We start from the raw sequence: 20,177 nt of genomic DNA, 5'->3' as shown, positions 1-20,177 counted from the left end.
CATGAAAACAAAATTTAAAATAGCATTTACTATAATGATAAGCATTCAATTGCTTTCTTGCGTAAATGACAGTGATTTAGATGTAAAGGAGAATTATGTGTTATCGGCAGATAATATTGACCCTGAGCAATTAGTAATAGCGGCATATAGTGCACTTGATTATCGTTATAATACAGGTGAATTTAGAGACTTATGGCCTTTTGACCACGCTCCGTCCAATTGGGCAACAAGTGATATACGTTGTGGTGATTCCTATAAAGGGGGTGGTGGAACTGGTGATAATCCTGGAGGAGGAATGCATCAGCTTGAAACACACGATTTATTCCCTTCAAGTGAAAATGCTTACAATGTTTGGAGAGCGATTTATTTTGGAATTAAAAGGGTGGATTCGGCTTTAAGAGCTATTAATACAATAGATGAAGCTCAATTTCCTAACAAGAAAGAAAGGATTGGTGAACTAAAAGTCTTGAGAGCTCATTTTTATTTTGAAGCCATTAAAAATTTTGGATCTATAGTTTGGTATGATGAAAATACACCCGTTGCTGATATTAATAAAATTCCAAACACTTTTGATACTAGTTTTATGTGGTCTAAAGTCGAAGGTGATTTAACCGAAGCAATTGCTCTTTTACCAGATACACAAACGGAATTAGGTAGAGTAAACAAAGTGGTAGCTTATGCTTACTTATGTAAAGCACAAGTCTTTCAAAAAAAATGGCCTGAAGCAATTGTAAGTGCAGACTATGTTATTAATTCTGGAAATTATGGTTTAGTAACCGATATCGAAAAATTATATTCAATCCCGGGTTACGGAAATCGTGAAAACATATTTGCAGTTCAGTTTTCTATAAATGACGGTTCTCAATTTGGAAATCTAAATTTTGGAAATTTATTAAGTTCCCCTGATAGCGCAGGAGACGATATAAACCATCCGTATTTGAATGGAGATGATTTTGACAAACCTTCACAAAATCTAGCGAATGTATTTAAAGTTGGTGCCGATGGACTTCCTCTATTTGACAGTTATAATAACGCTAATGTTACTGCTACGGATATTGTAGATCCAAGATTGGACCACGTTATTGGTAGACCTGGAATTTCTTGGAAAGACTGGAAAGCACAACCTCAACAAACTACTTGGAGTAGAGATGCTGCTACTTATGGTTATTTTGAACCTAAGAAAAATATGATTTCTCCAAATTCAAACGGTTTGGCTTCAAATCCTACAGGATTCCCTTGGGCACTAGGTAATTTAGACTTTCCTCTTATCAAATACAGTGATTTGATGTTATGGAAAGCAGAGGCTTTAATTGAATCTGGAACAAATGTTTCCGGTGGGGTTGCCATAATTAATGAAATTAGAAATAGAGCCAAAAATTCACCTTATGTGAAAGATTTCAATAATCCATCAGTAAATGCAGCTAATTATTTAATAAATCTATATCCTTTGAGTTTGTCGCAAGATGCAGCAAGAAAAGCCCTTAGAATGGAAAGACGATTAGAATTGGCAAATGAAGGACACGGTTTTTATGACCTAGTACGATGGGGCATAGCTGAAACTTATGTAAACAACTATATTCAAGTTGAAAAAACTCGTCGAACTTATTTACAAAGTGCTTCATTACAAGCTCACGAACAATATTTGCCTATACCACAAATTGAAATTGATGCAAGTTCAGGAGTGTATATACAAAGAGCCGGATATTAATTAAAAAACTAACCAAATATTATACAATATGAAAACAATTAAAAACCACCTAGCTATATATAAAATAGCATTAGCATTTTTGATACTTATCTTTACTGTAATCTCATGTTCAAAAGATGATAATTTTTCAGATAATGTTCCGGATTATACGGAATCTATTGTTCAATCTTTTAAAGTAGGATCTAAATATGCCGATATTAATCATACCATTGGTACAATTACAATGACATTGCCTTCTGGAACTGATTTGAAAAATGTTATACCTGAAATTAGACTACCAGAATCTGCTACAGTAACACCAGCTTCAGGATCTACAGTAGATTTCAGTAATGGTCCAGTAACCTTTGAGGTAGTTTCTACAAATGGAGCTCATAGAACCTATACAGCTAGTATTGGGTCTTATGGTGATCCCAAAATATTATCATTCTCGATTGGAGATAAATTGGGTGTAATTGATGAAGCAAATAATACTATTTCAGTTGAAATCGGAAGTCAAGATGGTAATTTAAATAATTTAGCACCTTCATTTGTAATTGCTGGAGGAACTACAGTAGATGTTGCTTCTGGAGTTGCCCGTGATTTTACTTCTCCAAAAGTGTATACTGTTTTATCAAATAATGGATACACCGCTAAACAATATACTGTAACGGTTACACAAATACAAGTGCCTAGAATTGACTCATTTGTAATAAATGGAACTGTTGGTATTATTGATAATGCTGCAAATTCAATTGTGGTTATTTTGCCTCCAGGATCAAACCTAGCTAGTTTAGCACCAGTAATTACATTGCCTGCTGAACAAACAGTAACACCTGCTTCTGGTGTAATACAAGACTTTAGTACTGGTAAAGTTACCTATACGGTTAAAAACAAGGAAAATCTAACAAAAGTATATGATGTAACTGTTGAATCTATAGCCCCTACTAAATATGCTTTCTTAGGGTTGGAAAATGATATTAGTTCTTTAGTTGACGATGATGCAAAAGCGGCCGCAACTTGGATGCAAACTACCTACGGTGCAAATTTTAAATACATTAAAATTGCGGATATTTCAGCTCAAAATATAGGAGATGTTAAGGTTGCGATGTTGTATTACCTTACTCCTTCAGAAAATCAAAACTTTTCAGCATCACCATCCGATGTTTCAACAATGTTGCCAGCGGCTTTAAGAGCTGGAGCTTCTCAAGCAAATGTTCTTAAATCTTGGGTAAAAGGTGGTGGAGATATGTTAATTGCTGGAGATCCTAGTCCGTTTATCTTTTCTTTAGGAAGAGTTCCTGCTAATTTTGGAGCTGCAAGAGCACCTGGAAATTATGTATTCTCTGAATTTGGTTGTGCTGGTGCATCAGGATGTTATGACACGGGTAAACCTGCTGATGATGTTTGGGGATTGGGAATGAGAGACACAAACAATTCTGGAAACAGACGTACTCACGCTATTTTTAATGGTTTGACTTTTGATGGAGGAGCTGGAAATGAATACTTGCCATTACAAAATAGTGCCAATAGAGAAGTTAGATTAATCTGGTGGCAACACTTCGACGGAATTCTTAACCCAAGCTGTTGTGGCTCTGATGCAGCGGTTAAATTTGAAAAAACGTTGGCAGCTGTTAAATTTGGAACTCTAAGACACATTGGCGATGCTTTTGGATATGGAGCAGTTGAATTCAAAAGAACAGACTTGACAAATGATGCCTCATTTGATTCTCAAATACCAACAGATTACAAAGGGCATGTATTTACAATTTCAAATACAATTGTAGGTTACGAATGGAATTCAAATGGTTCAGCAAATGCGTATCAAAATAATGTGAAAGATTTCACAAAAAATATTATTGATTACTTATATAGCATCAATAACGATTAATTAATTTCAAAAATTTTAATATGAAAAATAAACTTATAAACACATTTCAACTTAAGTATGTATTGTTGCTAGTAATAGCAACAATCACATACTCTTGTGAAGAACGTCTCAATTATGACGACCAATTGCCAAGTACGTTGAATGTAATTGAATCAGTTAAAATAGGTCAAACAAGTGCTACGATAGATAATTTGTCAGGAGTTGTAAATTTTGTTTTGCCTTCTGAAACAGATATAGCCTCAGTTGTATTGGAAATTAATACCCCAGAGGGTGTAATTATAAATCCTGCATCAGGAACAACTGTAGATTTGACAAATCCTCTTGAAGTAACTGCAATATCAGGAGGTAAAACCAGACATTATATTATTAATGCACGTGTACTGCCGAATCAAATAGCTTTTGTTAGTGACGCCACATCTATAGATAAGATTGTTGACGAAGATGTAAAAGCGGCTGCTCAATGGGCTAAAAACACCTATGGTAGTAGGTTTGTATTTATACCTTTCTCAGATTTAACTATTAATTCTTTAAAAACAGTCAATGTTGTTTTCTTTTTTTATGACACTGAAGGTACATCTGCTTTGCCGCAAGTAAGTTTAGATAAAAAGAATATATTAACTCAATATCTTGTTGAAGGGGGTAAAATGCTCTTAGGCGGTATGGCAACTAGTTATGCTGAAGTAATAGGACGTGATAAAAGTGGTCTTTTAACCATAAAAGGGAATGGTATTGGATTCGTGGATGGTGGAACTTGGGCTATTGATGGTGGAGTGAACTTCCAAAATGATCAAAGAAACAATCCTATTTATAACTTTACTCAAGTAATTTCTACTGATTCTAATGGGTATTTTCCTGTGATTAATGGGGGATACAAAGAAGATCACAACAATCTTTGGGATTTAGGATCATTATTGGCGCCAGGACATCAAAAAGGACAATTCGCTGAATTCGAAAATTTATACGGAGGTAAAGTACTTGCTGTTTGGGCTGGAGTTGGAGATGAATGTTGTCCGGGTATTATTGAGTTCAAATCGAATTCAGTTTATGCTGGAACTATTATTGCAATTGGTATAGGTGGTATGGAATGGGCTATGAATGATGGAAGAACGAATGCCTATGCATCTAATATACAAGGAATCTACCGTAATTCGATAGACTATTTAAATACAAAATAATAATTTTTTGGCTTGTGGTTTTATTGGGCAGGTTTATCCTGCCCTTTAATTTAATTTATTAAAAAATGGAAAAAAAATATACTTTAAGTGCGGTTTGTTTTGGAGAGGTTTTATGGGATATTTTTCCTACTCATAAAAAAATTGGGGGAGCACCATTGAATGTCGCTTTGCGAATGAATTCTATGGGAGTAGAAACGACTATGATAAGTCGTGTTGGGGATGATGAAAATGGAAAAAACATATTATCTTTTTTAAACGATCAAGAGCTTACTACCGATTTAATTCAAATTACGGAGGAATATAAAACGGGAGCTGTTCATGTAATGATTAATGAAAAGGGAAATGCCTCCTACGACATTTTATATCCGTCAGCTTGGGACAAGATCATAGAAACAGAAATGATGGAAAAGGTAACTGCTGAAGCGGATGTTTTTGTATTTGGAAGCTTAGCATGTAGGGATGAGGTTACTCGAACCACTTTGAACAATCTTTTAGAGAAAGCAAAGTATAAAATTTTTGATGTAAATCTAAGAGCTCCATATTACACCACCGATGTCTTAAATGAACTTATGTTAAAAGCTGATTTTATTAAGTTGAATGATGAAGAGTTGCGTGCAATAAGCAGCGAATTAGGATCACCATATAATTCATTTGAACAAAATATTAAATTTATTGCGGAAAAGACAAATACAAAACAGGTTTGCGTTACCAAGGGAGAATTTGGAGCAGTTTTGTACTATAATGATAAATTTTATTATAATAGTGGTTATTTTATAAAAGTAGTAGACACTGTTGGTGCTGGGGATTCGTTTTTAGCTTCAATAATAGTACGATTACTAAGAGGGAAGTCACCTCAAAAATCATTGAATTATGCTTGTGCAATAGGTGCTTTAGTAGCTGGACAAGAAGGAGCTAATCCTAAGATTTCTGAAAAAGTAGTTAGTGATTATATGAAAATTGAGAAAAAAAGTATAAAAAAATAGTTTGTGATTCTATTAACGCGTTGGGTGTAATTCCACATATTCACACCAAATTGACTCCTTAAGCTAACGATTATAATACGAAAAATACGTAAATAAGATTCGCTATTTACTCTTAATATTTTTGGTTTTAAAAGAATAGGTTTTTTTGTAATTCATTTTTTGAATGTTTGTTATTTCAGATAAATTCATCTTATTTGTCTGAAATAGCAAACATTTTTATTTGTGATCTTTGAAGGCTTCTTTATAAATTTGTTCCATTCGAGACATTACGACCCTTAAAATTACTCAGCTTTGATTTTAATAAATCCATATCCTCACTAACTTTTCTATCTAAGACTTTTGCATAATGTTGTGTAGTTCTTATATTTTTATGCCCCAACATTTTGCTCACGCTTTCCATGGGAACACCATTTGTAAGTGTTACAGTTGTCGCAAAAGTATGTCTAGCAATGTGGAAGGTTAAATCTTTTTTGATGCCGCAAACATCCGCTATTTCCTTTAAGTAGCTATTCATTTTTTGATTGCTTAAAACAGGTAATAATTTGTCTTCATTTATGCATTGTGGGTGATTGGCATATTTCAGAATTAATTCTTCCGGAATAGGGAGGAGGGGAATGCGAGAAGCTGTTTCTGTTTTTTGACGATGGGTGAATATCCATTTTCCACCATCAATACCCATACTGATATTCGATACCGTTAAGTTTTTGACATCTATGTAAGTCAAACCAGTAAAGCAGCTGAAAACGAAAATATCTTTAACCTGGTTCAATCTCTCGGTTGCAAATACTTTAGAATAGATGTCCTGAACTTCTTCTTGTGTTAGATAATCTCTTTCGACTTCACGAATTTTTGATTTATAGTCTGCGAATGGATCTTTGTCTAACCACCCATTTGAAATACAGATTTTGATTATTTTCTTGAAGTTCTTAATGTATTTGACTGCAGTGTTGTTGGCGCATTTGCGGACACTTCTCAGATAGAATTCATATTCTGTTATGAAAGAATGGTCAATATGTTTAATGTCGATATCAGAAACGGAATATTTCCATTGTAGAAATTCAATCGTATGTTTCATAACGCTCTAATGTTCCTGGAGCAAATTCCTGACCTACTAGAATTTCTACTTTGTTATTATGATCTTGGAAAATGGGAACTAACATTCTGGCTCTTTACTCAACTCCAATAACCTTATTTTTGATTGTATCAATATTAACTGGAATGTTATTATGGATTAATTCTTTTTGTGCATCATTGACTTTGCCTTTTAGAATATCAAGGTAACTATTAATTGAACGTGCTTCCTCTGATTGTCCCTTCATTTTATTACCTTCTGATGACCATTTGCTAGGTTCAATAAAACGATTGGCACTTATTTCAAATCGTTTGCCATCTACAGTAATTCTGGAATAGATTGGAACTTGTCCATTAGAGTTGGGTTTTGTTCTCTTGATGTAATAGAGAATGGAGATTTTGTTTTGCATTGTGTGGTGACTTTAAGTTAATACTAAATTTATTGTTTAAGATTAGTTTTTACAAGATGTTCATTAGCTGAACACCTTGCTATACAAGTCTTTTCGATAAATTCGGTGTCTGTAAAATGACAATTTTTAGAGACACCGATAAAGACACTTTAGTTATGCGATTATTTGAATAATCTGGAATGGTATAAAAGCGAAAAACCCACTAAATCGTACGATTTAGTGGGGTTTGCTTCGTTTTGTATTTCTACTGGCGGAGAAAGAGGGATTGAAAACTCTTTGCTATGTGGTTGATATATAGAGTTCTATATATACTTTTTTTTCAAGTGCCCCTACATGTGCCCCTTCAAATTTTTACAGTTTTTCAGCTGTGTTGATGAATGTAAATTTACAAAAAATACGTCTAAAAAAGGGCTCTTATTTATCAAAATATGAACAGGTTAACTATTATTTATTGAACTGATAAAGTTTAAATTTTGAACATCTAAAAGATGAATTCTAACCAATAATCAAAGGTTCAACCTGTTCAATTTTTAAGCTCGTGTATTGGCAAAATTCCTCGATTGACACGAACTCATTCTGGAGCTTATTGAGCTCCTTTCTTATTTTTTGTAGTAGTCTAATGCTTTGACGATAACTCTTTCCAGTTATGCGTTGTATATCTTTTGGGTAGATACATAATCTCTTGTTTTCGGTTCTCATACTCTATATATAGCTTTGATTGGGCTTTGCCTAACTTGAAACCCTTATGATCCAAGTTCTTGCACTCAATAAAAATAGTAAATAATTCCTTTCGTTCAGAAGCGACGATTTGTTTCCATTTATGATGGGTTTAAATGGGTATTTATGTCGATTTCTGCCATTTGTGTCACAAAGTGACATATGGAATAGGGGAGTCTTTTTTATGTGGTTTAATTGGCTAAAATTTGCTTCATAATCAATCGAAAGGTGTTGCAACAGATGATGATTGAAAGAGTTTTAAGTAATAATTTAATCTAAATTTAGTAATTATGGCAAGACAGAAGGGCATAATTAAATTGAAAGGTACTATCGGGGATATTACTTTTTACAAAACCAAAGATGGTCATTTAGCACGTGAAAAAGGAGGAATCGATGCCAGCAGAATTGCAAATGATCCAGCGTTCCAGAGAACACGTGAAAATGGTTCTGAATTTGGTAGAGCAGGGAAGGCAGGCAAAACTTTGCGAACTGCATTGCGAACTTTGCTCTTGAATTCTGCGGATAGTAGAATGGTGAGTAGACTTACTCAAACAATGGTTAAGGTAATTCAAGCGGATTTAACCAACGAACGTGGTTTACGTAATGTAATTGATGGCGAAGCAGAATTGCTTGTAGGATTTGAGTTCAATATCGGTGGGAAATTGGGAACTACTTTATTTGTACCATTTGTAGGAACAATTGATCGAGTTACTGGTGAAATCACTGTTGATTTAGAATCGTTTATTCCTGCCAATATGATTGCAGCTCCAAGTGGAACAACCCATTTCAAAATTATATCAGCTGGGGCAGAAATTGATTTTGAAGCGGAAGTTTTCGTTACTACAAGTTCAGAAACGGCAATTCTTCCTTGGGATATGACTCCAACTGTAGCTATCAATCATTTGAATGCGGTAACTCCCAATAGTACAAAACCTTTGTTTTTAGCTCTTGGAGTTGAGTTTTATCAAGAGGTAAATGGTAGAATGTATCCTTTGAAAAATGGTTCATATAACCCATTGGCGTTGGTTCAGGTGAGCGGATTGTAAGATGATTTTGGTGTTGAATAGAACGTATTTTTCCGAGGGAACGCAAGGGACTTTAGAATGGAACGGCACAATAGTTTGTTATACCATCGAGTTGCCCTGGTTGAATAACCAACAACGAGTTTCTTGTATTCCCGAAGGGGAATATGTTTTGCAGAAGCGGTTTAGCCCAAAATTCAAATGGCACTTGCATTTGAGAAATGTTCCGGGACGAGATTTGATTTTAATCCATCCCGCCAATGACGCCGCAACAGAATTATTGGGCTGTATTGCTCCTGTAACTTCTCACACTGGAATTGGAAAGGGAAGTTATTCCCGAAAAGCGTTGGAAAAGCTGAAAGCTTTGGTTTATGCCGCTTTAGATCGCAAAGAAGAAGTAAAAATAATTGTCCAATCTAATCCTTCGACTCTGCTCAGGACGACAAGACAGAAAAACAAATAGATAAACTATGAATTTAATTGAAAGAGCAAAATCGCCAACCCCGAAGTTTTTTAGGGTTTTGAGAAGTATTGGATTGGCTTTGTTGGCCATAAGCGGAAGTGTCATTGCAGCGCCAGTTGTTTTGCCAGTGGCAGTTGTTACGGTAGCGGGATATTTGGCCGTTGCAGGAGGTGTTATTTCGGCAGTTAGTCAAATGACCGTGGGTGATAAAACCGAAAATAAGCAAGAGAACCAAAATAGGCCTCGTGATGGAGACTAATATTTCCCTCCGAATTGGCACCGCATCAGGAACTTTGTTGAGTATTGTACCCAACATCCTTTCTGAAGATATTGTAAAAACAATTATCTTAGCGGTCGTTGGAGCAATTGTAAGTTTTACGGTTTCGCTCCTTTTAAAAGGATTGACAAAATTTAAAAAGAAATAATTCGGGTTTGGCTTGGTAACCTTTTTCCGAATTTATATGAAAGCCTAGCCTGTTATGGAGGGCACTGAAAAACTACCTGAAATACGGAAAATGAAAATACCTAAAAAGGAGCGAAAACACTATGGTTTCGCTCCTTTTAGTTGTTATAAAGACCTTGTGGTCTCATAAAATTAAATTTGAATAAAAAACGGAGATTAAATAAAATCAAAGCCTTATTTAGTCGCTTTTTTAATAGTTTTTTGGAAAGAGGGACTTTTTCAGTGCCCTCCTGTTATGGATAGGCTTTTTATTTTTGTATCTACGTTTTAAAATTCTATCTGTATTTACTTTTTAGCAAAACTCTTGATTAAGTCTACAATTTCATCTCTCCCCAACTCCCTTGCGAGGTCTATGGGTTTACTTTTTCCCCAAATTTTTTCTCCAGGATCAATACCTAATTCAAAAAGAACTTGTACAGCTTCATAATGGTTGTTTTCAATTGCATGAAAAATGGGTGGTTTCCAAGAAGTCGAAGTCTTAGGTCCTCTAATATTTGCCCCGTTGGCAACAAGTTTTTTAATTGCATAAACATTTCCATATTTAGCCGCATAGTGAATCGGGTTTTCCAACTGGTTGCCGAAGGCTAATCCATATCTGTCGAACCCAATCTCTTGTCCTGCATCTGATTTTTTATATCGAATGGGTATGTTTACTGGGAAACCAGTAGCAAGTATTTTATCCAGTAACTCATCATCAAAATTTCTTATAGCTAATGTAAAATCGTCCATGGTATACCCATGTTTTAATTTTAGTTCCCGGTTTGTTTCCCTGTATTCCTCTAATCTTTTATTTAAATATTTTTCTTCAGTTTTCGTTTGTCCATATTCATCTTCCGTACCCATGAGTAATTGATAAACTGCATCAGTTAATGGAGCTAATGTCTGCTTTATTTCAGTATCCGACATTTCACTGAACGAATTAGTAGAATTAACTGTTCCAAAATTGTTTATTGGGTTTGTATTGTTAATAACAGAACCAGTCATATTGTTTGTCATTCCATTTAGTTCGCTTAATTGATCTTGAATATTAAGAGAAGCAAGTTTCATGAATAATTTGGTTCCAAGATCGCTTTGGTCATCATCTTCTACATAGGCATCTAATTTACTCATAATGTCCGATATATATTTCTCGTCAGACGGGTTATAGTCAGATTTGAAAGCCATAGCCGCTAATGGTAATAGTCCATATAATAATTCCTTCTCTTTTTTTGTGTCATCATTTTTAATATTACTGTTTACTATAGTCGAACCTGAAGAATTCGTTGAAATATTTAATTTGGCTGAGCTTTCTGAGCATGGATACAATTCAGCTGTTTTACAGTTAATATCAATAAGGGAAATACCATCACCACAAAGTCTATTAACTGTAGTTATAAGTTCTCCAACCTTTTCTGCTGAGGTTTCTGCTTTTTTCTTTTCATTAAGTCTATAATAACTTTCGGTAGCCCATGAATATAAAACAGCAGAAAAAACATATTGATCTCGTTGGCAAGCATTATTAATCGGTACTTGTGGTGGTATGCCGTCCTGAATGTTTAATCCTGAATTAGTACGCCAACCTTTAACTTTTGAAAGAAGTTGTATTATGTTTTCCTGATTTTTACCTTTATAATAAATTATAGCATCGGAAAAATTACCAGTAATATTTTTAGTAGCGGACGTATTGGTTTTATTATTTCCTTTAACTGAAACATTGTCATTTTTAATCCGTTGAATTTGATTTTTAATCATTGCATTCTGCAAACGAAATAATGCTGTATCTTTTTTTGTGTAGGCAATTATTTTGCTTGTAGTAGAACAGGAACTAAATTCTATAAATTTTAATTCTTTAATTTCCTGAACATTCATAATCATTTGTGTTCCATCACCAATCCACTTTATTCCATCATCGACTTGAATGTTTTGTGGTTGTATACAATGAAATAGAAAGCTATTAAATCTTTCACGACCATCTTTTGTAGCGTGTTTTATATTAAATCTCCCTGTTATTGGTTCATTATATTTATTTTGAATTCTAAAATACATAACTACACCAGGGTTATATGGTGGTTTTTCATATGCGACTGAAAACAGAATTTTGTTCTCATTTCTATCGATTATTGGAATCCATTGACTCCATTTAAGTTCTATTTTTGCTTGTGAATGAACTGGATGTAAGGATATTAATGAGATGAGACATATGAGTAAAAGTGTTTTTTTCATAATTCAGCGGTTTAGATTGTTATTTAATATCAATAATTTCAAATGAATCAGGACTACTCCAACCTTTCATACAACCTTTCTTGTATTCTATCATATATGACAAACAGTCTTGTATATTCAAAAACTTTTCGTACGAGTTATCAATGTTTCTTTTTTCCGAAACAATAAGCATACCACTGTATTTAGTTCTAATGTCAGGTATTGTTTTTTCGGCTTTTGAAAAAAACTCTTCTATAGCTTTCTCTTTAGAATCATAAATATCTCCCTTATATAAAATAGGAGCTGAAAAGAGATATAGCCTTTTACCCCACCTATCTTTACCTTTTACGTTAATTGTCGCCGCTATGAACATATAAGCAGAATCAATAAAGTTAGGATTTGATACATTTTCAATTAAATTTGGAGCTTTTTCCAATTCCTTTTTTAGCATCGTTTCAATTGCATCATTTGAGTCGCACTTATTTTCGATAAGATATTTATCAATACCTTTTACTACCTCAATTATTTGATTTTGCATTTGCTCTGATGATTTTATACTTCTTTCATATTCGTTATACTTTTTATCAATTAAATCAAGTTGGCGAGTTATCTCCTTCTTAAGTTCTGTATGATCCTTTTCCAATTTGGAAAACTCATTAATGTTTTCCACAAACTCTACCCCTGCTTTTATACTATTCCCAAATGCCCCTGCTTTTGACATAACTTCTTTGTATGCTTCTTTCTCTGCATTTTCCATAACAGCCTTATGGAGGGTTTTCCCTGATTTTATAACATTGTACCAGTAGTCTTGACTTTTAGTTCCGTAATCGACACCACTTGCATATAAAGTATTGCCGCTTAATAATTTTAGAATATAAGAGTATTTGTCGGATAAAAGTTTGAATACTTGTACTATCTCTGCGTAAGCAAGTGTCATATCGGAGGATGTTGAATTTGTAGAAAGTATAGAATACCAACTTGCTTTATCAGATAATAGGCTTTCTTTTATCTTCCTTATATCTTCTTTTGCCTCTATATTTAATGTATACTTCAGATATGCCGAATTGAATTCTTTTGCTAAAATTTTATCTCTATAGTTTACAAGTTCTTCGCAAGTTGAGTTAGTTACGAAATTTTGTTTCGTATTATTCGAAAGAGACTTACTTTTCTTATTGGTATTTTCACTCTGTGAAAAAGCAATACTTGAAATAAGAATAAATAACATTAACACAATACTTTTCATTAATGACAATTTTTAGTGATCAATAGAAATAATGAGGTATTAATTTTTCTTTACTTGATTAATGTTAGACAATATTTCTTATAGGGAAGTATTATATATAATAGGCTATTATAATTTAGCAACTTGTAATTACAAGCAATTTTTATTTGGGGATATTTTTATTAAAAAACACAGTAAATTTAGTGAATATTTATTCGAACAAAACATAATAAGCTGAATTTTAATGTTTTGTTTTAAAAAAATTCTGTAAATTTCATTGATTAGATTAAATTGTTTTTTTTTGGGGAATTCCAAACCTCAGTGTTTGATTTTTTTTTTGCAACTCGTGTTCTTGTATCATTTCATCTAATTTGATTGCATTTTTTTTTAAAATCGTAGATATGCAAAAAAGAAATTACTAACCACGAAGGGCTGTTTCCGTACGGCTCTTTTTTTGTGGTTTTCCATTGTTCAATCCTTTGTTGAGGATGAATATTTGATGTCCTTTATAAAGCGTTTCTTTTTGGTGGGTTTTGATAATTAAATTTAGCATGATTCGGAATTTAAAAGTTGGTTTTTCTTCTATTTTCCGTTTTTTATGAATGCTGAATTTGTCGAAACCGCCTTTCCTAAAATTTTTTCAAAAAGAAATTGTCATGATATAAAAAAACGCAAGCGCAAACAGCCATGAAAATGGGGTGGCGTAACTTTACGGTAAATTTTTATATCATGGAATCACAAATCTCATTTCCTCAGGTTGTTGAGCGAGGCGCAGGTATGGATGTGCATCGTGATACTGTGGTTGTGACTGTAATGGGTACAGGGATCATAACCGAGACAAGAACTTTTACGACTTATACCAATGATCTTCGGAGCTTATCCAGCTGGCTTAAATCCTTTGCGATTACTCATTTATCAATAGAAAGTACTGGTGTTTACTGGAAGCCTGTTTTTAATATTCTCAATGATGAATTCGAAATACTGCTGGTAAATGCAAGGCATGTTAAGAATATTCCGGGTCATAAAACAGATAAAAAGGACAGCCGTTGGCTAGCCAAACTCCTTTTGAGTGGTTTGTTGAAAGCAAGCTTTGTGCCTCCCAATGAAATAAGAAACTTAAGAGATCTTACCCGCTATCGAAAAAAACTCGTGCAGAATGCTACGGCAGAACGAAACAGATTTGAAAGAGTTCTTCAGGATGCCAATTTTAAACTCAGCAATGTTATCAGCGATATATTTGGCAAAACAGGAACTTTACTCATAACCGCTTTATTGCAGGGCAATAATAATTTTGAAGAACTCCTTGCATTATGTCATGGAGCTATTAAAAAGAAAAAGGACATTCTCAAGGAATCCTTAGAAGGCAAACTCACAGATCATCACAAATTTATGCTTGAGACTATTCGATTAAGTATTGAAAACATAAATTATAGGATAGCTAAAATAGACAATGAAACCGCTTTGCTTTGTAGTCAATATTCAACAGAAATTGAACTTTTGAAAACTATTCCAGGGGTAAATTCAATAAGTGCCGCCGCTATGATTGCTGAAATAGGAGTCGATATGAATAAGTTTCCAACTGTTCAGCATCTTGCATCTTGGGCAGGAGTCTGCCCAGGTAATAATGAGAGTGCTGGAAAAATGCGTTCTAGTAGAATTACAAATGGTAATCAGCATTTAAAGCCAATGCTAATAGAATGTGCATGGTCAGCCACCCGTGTGAAAGATTGTTACCTGCGTAAAAAATACGAAAGTCTTCTTGCCAGACGTGGCAAAAAAAGGGCTTTAGTTGCTGTTGGTCATAAAATGCTAAATGCAGCTTATTTTATGATTAAATATAAAGTTCCATATTTGGAATTAGGCTATGATTACATTGATTCAAGAAGAAAACAAAGCCAAGTTCAGTCCTATATTGACAAATTAAAAAATTTGGGCATTGAGGTTGAAATAACCCAAGCCCTCTGAGGTCGTTTTTTACTGCATACACAAATGTGATTGCGCAAAAGAAATTGACCCTAAACGCTAAGAACAAACAGTTGTAGCCAAGAGCACGCAGAAGAAAATATTACCCTCTAGCGTTTTATTTTATGTCAATGAACTTATTAATTAAAATTATTTTCAGAAGAAAAAAGAAAAAAAAGAAAGTTGTCTCTAAAGTGGAGGTTTCAAAAAGTCACGTTTTTTTAATAAAATACTACCCGACTTATAATCGGAAACGTGTTGAGAAGCGGAGATTGGTTTATAAAAAAGAACCTGAAATGAATGCAGGTTAAAGGGTGGAGATTTTATTAAAAACCCGGAGGGCTTGAACTTTACTTTTTAAGAAACCGGAACTTACCTTTACTTTCTTTTTATTTATTTTTTCCGAAGACAGATGTTCTTGTTTAGTTTTTTCAGGGGAGTTCTTTTGGAAACGGCAATTAAACACCCCCAAGCACCGCAGAAAATAATGATTGTAGTGATAGCGGAAATTATTATTTTTCGAGGAGCGCAGTGGCGGGGTTGCGGCAATCGAACAGCCACCCTAGACCGGGAACGAAGCGTAGTCCCGCTTTTTCTGCGGGACGAAGTGGAGAGAAGGGATAGGAGCGTGCAACGGCGGGGAAAAAATAAAGTCATCCGCCTTTTCGGCGGAGTTCTTTGATTTAGGGCAAAGTGCTAACGGAGCCAACCCCGATGGCTGTGCGAAGGAGCAACCGCTGAAAAAATAAGGGGCGACAGACACCATACTGCTGGAATGCAGTGGAGCGTAGCCTGCGGAGTGTAACGGAATGAAGCGGTATTGTGGATGTAGTAGCCGCGCCGAACGTAGGGTAGAGAACGTGTGAAGATGAGGAACGAAGCGGCGCAATAAAAATAGCTGCTTATTTTCAAGCTGCTATTTTTATTGTGTTGCGTAGTGTCTGCGGAACGGAGGGAGGAGGCTTTTTCTGCCGACGACCGACTGGAACAGCCGAACGGAACAAAGAGAACGACCGAAGAGAGACCGCTTGATTGCCCGTGATGTTTAATGATTAGTTATTTGGTACAGGAAATTGACTTTCCATCTTCCATTCGAAAGCATTGATTCTGTTTTTTAAATTTGTTAGTTCTTCGATTATTTCTTCGAATGATGGTGAATCAACATAAATCATTTGCTCTTGCATCGTTTTATAGTCTGATTTCCAGTCTTCCATAATTTCTGGGATTGGCAATGGATTTATAGTTTGTGGCTGGTGCAAATTATAGTTCACCCCTCCAACTCTGGTAAATCGATACCTGTGTTTGACAATGGTTTCGTATAATTCGTTATCATTTAAAGCTATTTCACCAAATTTTGTTTTTGACAATTGATAGATGTCATATAAATGTCTGCTTAATCTATCGACTCTTATTTTAGTTCTTGGTCTCTGAAATTCTTCGTGCAACAAGAATATCTTTTCTAAAAAGGTACGTTCTGGATTTACCGAAGGAACGTTCACTGGTATTTGTGAAAAATCTGATTCTGGATATTCCGTATCTATTATCGAAGTAAATGATTGCAATGTATAGGGTTCACGTAATGAGCGACAACCAATCTCAATTTGTATTCTTGGTTGAATGTATCCTGGGACTTCTACTGCATTATTGTAATTTAAAATGATAATTATTGGATCTTGATCACTGTTTACTGTTGCTACAATTTCCCACTTTATATCGTTAAAGCCTTTTTCTTCAAATTTATCCATCAATTGAGGATAAAAAATCTCAGTCAAGTATTTATTGGCCTCTTTTCGGAGTGAACTAATTTTTTGTTTGGATAATTCTCCTTCGTAACCAAAAAACTGTCTGTCAATAGCCAAATCAATATCTTCGGAAAACCTATCAATCAAATTCCAAGCTTTGCTTAATGATGTTCCGCCTTTGAAAACTAAATGTTTTCCTATTTCCATTTCAAAAATGGTGGTCAAGGTTTGCATCACCCACCAATCTTTTTCTACTGCAAAAGCCAACAATCCAATTGTGCTACCGGCTTTTTGCAAGATGTTTATTTTTTCATTTTTTGGTAACCTATGAAAATTTATTTTTGCCATTTAAAGTGCTTTTTGCATTATTTTTTTAATCCAAACCGGAGCCAATTGAATGTCGTGTTCTAAATTGCCTGGTTTTTCTTTTTTAAGTAATTCTATTATTTTTTGTTCTTCTTCCAAGGTGATTTTTGAGATGCTAATTTCTCTTAATGCTTGCAAAACCAAACTGCTTATTTCGCCTTTTGCCAACAAATTTTTGGGAGTTGTTTTTTTGAATTTTATAGACCGTTTTCCTATTTTTATTTCTCTGGGTGCTCCATCAGTAAGGAATACCAATTTCATAGGTACTTGTGTGCTTAATCCTAGAGCATTTAAAGCATAAGCCCCTGTTGGAACTATCCTGATTCTATCTCGTTTGGCAATCCCTTTTGCGACTATTTCTGCCGAAGGCAACACTTCTCCTACGTATTTACTGATTATTGGTCTTGCATAAATACCTTGTGCCACTCTTTTGATGATTTGTTGTTTTTCTAGGCGATGCAATGCCAAACGCACTGCTTCTGAAGAACCATATTTACTGAAATCTTCAGGAAACAGCAAGACACCTCTTTTTGTTTTTAAAATAGTGTCTTTTATTTGTTTTTCGGTGCTTTGCATCTTTTTTATGTTGCTTAATTTGTAACAAAAATAGTAAAAATTTGTTACAAAATAAAAAGAGACAACCTATTTATTAGTACCACCATTTTTTGCGAGCCCCTGTTGGCTTTTTTTGTTTTTGTAAACGCTTTGTTTTCAATATGTGGACTTGAATAATTTCTGCAATTTTGTCGCAAAAACAGGGAGTATTTGCGACAAAATAATTGCTTTATCTGTAACAAAAAGAGTAAAAATTTGTGACAAAAAACAATTAAATTCAAAATCAGAAATTCCAATTATAAAAGTAATGTGTTATGTAGGCAATGCAACCATTTTGGGTATCTGGTAAAAGACTAAAGTATATAGCGATAAAAATGCTGCAACTCCTTACAATTCCATAATTTTGTGGTGCATTAAGTAACTAGCTTCTTGATATCATACTATGAGCAATACGTTTTCTGACAGCAGCCAAATTGGAATGGTATCCACTTTTTCTGAACTTGTAAATACGGATTTTAAGGGAGAAATGAATGCCCTATGCTGGTACAGAAATTTGGAAGGCGATTTTGCAGCGATTGTAGGTCAACTGCAAATAAAAGAAAATATAACGGAAGTTTATCCTAAAGATCTATTGGCACTCCAACTATCAGAAAAGGGGAATATAGCAAGGGAAATTATCTTAAATGATTTACGATTATTAGCCGATTTCGGAGCTTCCCCCTCTCTTAATTTACTTAAATGTTATGAACGAGATGATGAATTTGATTTCATATCCACTGATGTGTATTCATATCATGTGGATCGTTCGCCCATTGCAACGGATACTTTTTTATGTACCTATCACGGACTGGCAAGTGATATTATTTCTAATGAGCAAGCTGAGCAAAAAATTCTAATTCCTGAAATTCGAAAAAAGCTTAAAGAGCTACATAACGGTCCATCGGAGGAATTTGAAAACTTTTTGAAGGAAAATTATTTTGATTTGCATTATCAGGCGCAACCCCATATAGCGCCTATTAATTTAGGATTAGGACATCTTTGGCGTCTGGCGGTGGATCATCCAAAACAACAGGTGCTACCTTGTATTCATAGAGCACCAATAGAAAATGAAGGGGAATATCGTTTGTTGTTGATTTGCTAAAAAAACAGGCGGTATGCTAGCTGATTTGACCGAAGGTGTTCAAATGGACTGGGAAACGGCGCCAATTAAGGAAAGACTTTGAAAGTAAGAGGGCTTCGACTGGCACAGCCACTATATACGTATGAAATTATCACAAACTGCGACTGAAGCAGCCGAGCTGAACAAAGCAAGCAATCGGAGAGAGACCGCTTGATTGCTAGTGTTATTTAAATAAATCTATTTTTAACCACAGCTAAATAAGTTTTAATTTAAGTGCAATTAATGTTTCTTTTAAAACACCGTTAGAATTTTCAATTATTTGATTAATATTGAAATCATTGATTATCTTTTTATGTTCTGCCAAGACACCATAAGAGTTCAATATACTTTTTGCTATAAAACCACCACCTCTATTTTGAGAATCTATATTCATTAAATCCTTATTTTTTTAGTTATTACAGAAATGAGCCTAGCAGCTGTTTAAAATTTTGTTTTCATTAATAATAAATTCGGCAAAATGGAATAACATCACTCTCCTCGTTATAATTTCGCAATGGGTCTGGTTCTAAAAATTCTATAGATTTTATAATGGAAAATAGTTTTTGCTTTTTAATATCAAAATACCAATCCTGATAAATCCTTATTTGGCGGATATCATCACCTGAACGACTTTTCTGTTCAATTTTATATTTACTAATGCCGTCATCAGAAATAGGCATTGACATTGTATCTATAGGCATTTGCCAGATATATATATCTTTTGCCGGTATAGGTTTATTTGTCCAACTGTCAAATGCTTTTAATTTTCCAGCTTCTATTGCCTGGAGTATAACCTCCGGTATCGATTTTCCTTTTTCTGATGCTAATTCTGGACTATTTTTTATTAACGATTTGATGACCCATTCGCATTCCTCAGCTTTTAATGTAGTTTTGTCATGTCGAACAAAAATAACATTTGAAACATTATTTTGAGCAAATGAAAAAAAAGCTGTCATAACTAAAATATGGGTGATTATGTGTTTTTTCATAGTGTTTTATTTCTTTTAATTTCGAGATAATCCAAAAAAACTTCTAAAAACCTAATTTTAGTCTTTTAATTCGGTGTTTTTAGTTTCTCGATAATTGACATTTATTTAACTATATAGTTGAG

The 20,177-nt window shown here is 34.2% G+C and carries 19 protein-coding genes; 10 read left to right on the top strand and 9 right to left on the bottom strand.

Translation table 11 applies throughout. The annotated features are described in order from the left end of the window. Position 1 precedes the first annotated feature (1 nt). The 4 genes from ACM55F_RS07785 (at position 2) to ACM55F_RS07770 (ending at position 5,733) form a co-directional block, all read left to right on the top strand. Positions 2–1,708 carry a RagB/SusD family nutrient uptake outer membrane protein gene (locus ACM55F_RS07785; protein ID WP_416853243.1) on the top strand — a complete coding sequence of 569 codons (1,707 nt, stop codon included), beginning with the start codon at positions 2–4 and terminating at the stop codon, positions 1,706–1,708. A 28-nt stretch (positions 1,709–1,736) separates the two neighbouring features. Next, positions 1,737–3,575, top strand: coding sequence for a hypothetical protein (locus ACM55F_RS07780; RefSeq protein ID WP_416853242.1), 1,839 nt, complete (start codon positions 1,737–1,739; stop codon positions 3,573–3,575). Between the two features lie 20 nt (positions 3,576–3,595). Continuing rightward, positions 3,596–4,750, top strand: coding sequence for a DUF4960 domain-containing protein (locus ACM55F_RS07775; RefSeq protein WP_416853240.1), 1,155 nt, complete (start codon positions 3,596–3,598; stop codon positions 4,748–4,750). 65 nt (positions 4,751–4,815) lie between these two features. Next, a complete protein-coding gene (locus ACM55F_RS07770) occupies positions 4,816–5,733 on the top strand; it encodes a carbohydrate kinase family protein (RefSeq protein WP_416853239.1) in 918 nt (305 codons plus the stop codon). A 241-nt stretch (positions 5,734–5,974) separates the two neighbouring features. On the opposite strand, the gene ACM55F_RS07765 is transcribed toward ACM55F_RS07770, so the two are convergent. Then, the gene (locus ACM55F_RS07765; protein ID WP_416853238.1) at positions 5,975–6,808 is read right to left on the bottom strand and encodes a site-specific integrase; all 834 of its coding nucleotides are present in this window, start codon (positions 6,806–6,808) and stop codon (positions 5,975–5,977) included. Positions 6,809–6,902: 94 nt separating this feature from the next. After that, positions 6,903–7,214: an Arm DNA-binding domain-containing protein gene (locus tag ACM55F_RS07760; protein ID WP_416853237.1), complete on the bottom strand. Its 312-nt coding sequence runs from the start codon at positions 7,212–7,214 to the stop codon at positions 6,903–6,905. 1,007 nt (positions 7,215–8,221) lie between these two features. Here ACM55F_RS07760 and ACM55F_RS07755 point away from each other — a divergent pair. From ACM55F_RS07755 to ACM55F_RS07740, 4 genes are read left to right on the top strand one after another with little or no spacing between them, the layout of a single operon-like run. Beyond that, positions 8,222–8,977, top strand: coding sequence for a hypothetical protein (locus ACM55F_RS07755; protein WP_416853236.1), 756 nt, complete (start codon positions 8,222–8,224; stop codon positions 8,975–8,977). 1 nt (position 8,978) lies between these two features. Further along, positions 8,979–9,416 carry a DUF5675 family protein gene (locus ACM55F_RS07750; RefSeq protein WP_416853235.1) on the top strand — a complete coding sequence of 146 codons (438 nt, stop codon included), beginning with the start codon at positions 8,979–8,981 and terminating at the stop codon, positions 9,414–9,416. A 7-nt stretch (positions 9,417–9,423) separates the two neighbouring features. Continuing rightward, positions 9,424–9,675, top strand: coding sequence for a hypothetical protein (locus ACM55F_RS07745; RefSeq protein ID WP_416853234.1), 252 nt, complete (start codon positions 9,424–9,426; stop codon positions 9,673–9,675). After that, positions 9,665–9,841, top strand: coding sequence for a hypothetical protein (locus ACM55F_RS07740; RefSeq protein WP_416853233.1), 177 nt, complete (start codon positions 9,665–9,667; stop codon positions 9,839–9,841). The genes ACM55F_RS07745 and ACM55F_RS07740 overlap by 11 nt, the downstream gene beginning before the upstream one ends. A 323-nt stretch (positions 9,842–10,164) precedes the next feature. Here ACM55F_RS07740 and ACM55F_RS07735 read toward each other — a convergent pair whose 3' ends face one another. The 3 genes from ACM55F_RS07735 to ACM55F_RS07725 all read right to left on the bottom strand — a co-directional run bounded on the left by ACM55F_RS07735 (position 10,165) and on the right by ACM55F_RS07725 (position 13,835). Continuing rightward, positions 10,165–12,081, bottom strand: a complete 1,917-nt coding sequence (locus tag ACM55F_RS07735; protein WP_416853231.1) for an ankyrin repeat domain-containing protein — start codon at positions 12,079–12,081, stop codon at positions 10,165–10,167. Between the two features lie 19 nt (positions 12,082–12,100). Then, positions 12,101–13,303 carry a hypothetical protein gene (locus ACM55F_RS07730; protein ID WP_416853230.1) on the bottom strand — a complete coding sequence of 401 codons (1,203 nt, stop codon included), beginning with the start codon at positions 13,301–13,303 and terminating at the stop codon, positions 12,101–12,103. Between the two features lie 397 nt (positions 13,304–13,700). Continuing rightward, a complete protein-coding gene (locus ACM55F_RS07725; RefSeq protein ID WP_416853229.1) occupies positions 13,701–13,835 on the bottom strand; it encodes a DUF6943 family protein in 135 nt (44 codons plus the stop codon). 176 nt (positions 13,836–14,011) lie between these two features. On the opposite strand from ACM55F_RS07725, the gene ACM55F_RS07720 reads away from it, so the two are divergent. After that, positions 14,012–15,247: an IS110 family RNA-guided transposase gene (locus ACM55F_RS07720; RefSeq protein WP_416853228.1), complete on the top strand. Its 1,236-nt coding sequence runs from the start codon at positions 14,012–14,014 to the stop codon at positions 15,245–15,247. A 1,049-nt stretch (positions 15,248–16,296) separates the two neighbouring features. Here ACM55F_RS07720 and ACM55F_RS07715 read toward each other — a convergent pair. Beyond that, on the bottom strand, positions 16,297–17,334 hold the full coding sequence (locus ACM55F_RS07715) for a nucleotidyl transferase AbiEii/AbiGii toxin family protein (RefSeq protein ID WP_416853227.1): 1,038 nt from the start codon (positions 17,332–17,334) through the stop codon (positions 16,297–16,299). Next, on the bottom strand, positions 17,335–17,928 hold the full coding sequence (locus tag ACM55F_RS07710) for a DUF6088 family protein (protein ID WP_416853226.1): 594 nt from the start codon (positions 17,926–17,928) through the stop codon (positions 17,335–17,337). 421 nt (positions 17,929–18,349) lie between these two features. Between ACM55F_RS07710 and ACM55F_RS07705 the strand changes: the two genes are divergently transcribed. Further along, positions 18,350–19,048, top strand: a complete 699-nt coding sequence (locus ACM55F_RS07705; RefSeq protein ID WP_416853225.1) for a DUF1826 domain-containing protein — start codon at positions 18,350–18,352, stop codon at positions 19,046–19,048. Positions 19,049–19,280: 232 nt separating this feature from the next. Here ACM55F_RS07705 and ACM55F_RS07700 read toward each other — a convergent pair whose 3' ends face one another. After that, positions 19,281–19,460, bottom strand: coding sequence for a hypothetical protein (locus ACM55F_RS07700; RefSeq protein ID WP_143386641.1), 180 nt, complete (start codon positions 19,458–19,460; stop codon positions 19,281–19,283). Between the two features lie 64 nt (positions 19,461–19,524). Beyond that, positions 19,525–20,055, bottom strand: coding sequence for a hypothetical protein (locus ACM55F_RS07695; protein ID WP_416853224.1), 531 nt, complete (start codon positions 20,053–20,055; stop codon positions 19,525–19,527). Between the last annotated feature and the right edge of the window lie 122 nt (positions 20,056–20,177).

Source organism: Flavobacterium melibiosi (assembly GCF_048158545.1).
Lineage (GTDB): Bacteria > Bacteroidota > Bacteroidia > Flavobacteriales > Flavobacteriaceae > Flavobacterium > Flavobacterium melibiosi.
This window is presented reverse-complemented; position numbering and strand designations above follow the sequence as displayed.

Excerpts from the sequence above, each read along its gene's own strand:
- ACM55F_RS07785 (WP_416853243.1), top strand. The coding sequence starts at position 2 with ATGAAAACAAAATTTAAAATAGCATTTACTATAATGATAAGCATTCAA.
- ACM55F_RS07780 (WP_416853242.1), top strand. The coding sequence starts at position 1,737 with ATGAAAACAATTAAAAACCACCTAGCTATATATAAAATAGCATTAGCA.
- ACM55F_RS07775 (WP_416853240.1), top strand. The coding sequence starts at position 3,596 with ATGAAAAATAAACTTATAAACACATTTCAACTTAAGTATGTATTGTTG.
- ACM55F_RS07770 (WP_416853239.1), top strand. The coding sequence starts at position 4,816 with ATGGAAAAAAAATATACTTTAAGTGCGGTTTGTTTTGGAGAGGTTTTA.
- ACM55F_RS07765 (WP_416853238.1), bottom strand. The coding sequence starts at position 6,808 with ATGAAACATACGATTGAATTTCTACAATGGAAATATTCCGTTTCTGAT.
- ACM55F_RS07760 (WP_416853237.1), bottom strand. The coding sequence starts at position 7,214 with ATGCAAAACAAAATCTCCATTCTCTATTACATCAAGAGAACAAAACCC.
- ACM55F_RS07755 (WP_416853236.1), top strand. The coding sequence starts at position 8,222 with ATGGCAAGACAGAAGGGCATAATTAAATTGAAAGGTACTATCGGGGAT.
- ACM55F_RS07750 (WP_416853235.1), top strand. The coding sequence starts at position 8,979 with ATGATTTTGGTGTTGAATAGAACGTATTTTTCCGAGGGAACGCAAGGG.
- ACM55F_RS07745 (WP_416853234.1), top strand. The coding sequence starts at position 9,424 with ATGAATTTAATTGAAAGAGCAAAATCGCCAACCCCGAAGTTTTTTAGG.
- ACM55F_RS07740 (WP_416853233.1), top strand. The coding sequence starts at position 9,665 with ATGGAGACTAATATTTCCCTCCGAATTGGCACCGCATCAGGAACTTTG.
- ACM55F_RS07735 (WP_416853231.1), bottom strand. The coding sequence starts at position 12,081 with ATGAAAAAAACACTTTTACTCATATGTCTCATCTCATTAATATCCTTA.
- ACM55F_RS07730 (WP_416853230.1), bottom strand. The coding sequence starts at position 13,303 with ATGAAAAGTATTGTGTTAATGTTATTTATTCTTATTTCAAGTATTGCT.
- ACM55F_RS07725 (WP_416853229.1), bottom strand. The coding sequence starts at position 13,835 with ATGCTAAATTTAATTATCAAAACCCACCAAAAAGAAACGCTTTATAAA.
- ACM55F_RS07720 (WP_416853228.1), top strand. The coding sequence starts at position 14,012 with ATGGAATCACAAATCTCATTTCCTCAGGTTGTTGAGCGAGGCGCAGGT.
- ACM55F_RS07715 (WP_416853227.1), bottom strand. The coding sequence starts at position 17,334 with ATGGCAAAAATAAATTTTCATAGGTTACCAAAAAATGAAAAAATAAAC.
- ACM55F_RS07710 (WP_416853226.1), bottom strand. The coding sequence starts at position 17,928 with ATGCAAAGCACCGAAAAACAAATAAAAGACACTATTTTAAAAACAAAA.
- ACM55F_RS07705 (WP_416853225.1), top strand. The coding sequence starts at position 18,350 with ATGAGCAATACGTTTTCTGACAGCAGCCAAATTGGAATGGTATCCACT.
- ACM55F_RS07700 (WP_143386641.1), bottom strand. The coding sequence starts at position 19,460 with ATGAATATAGATTCTCAAAATAGAGGTGGTGGTTTTATAGCAAAAAGT.
- ACM55F_RS07695 (WP_416853224.1), bottom strand. The coding sequence starts at position 20,055 with ATGAAAAAACACATAATCACCCATATTTTAGTTATGACAGCTTTTTTT.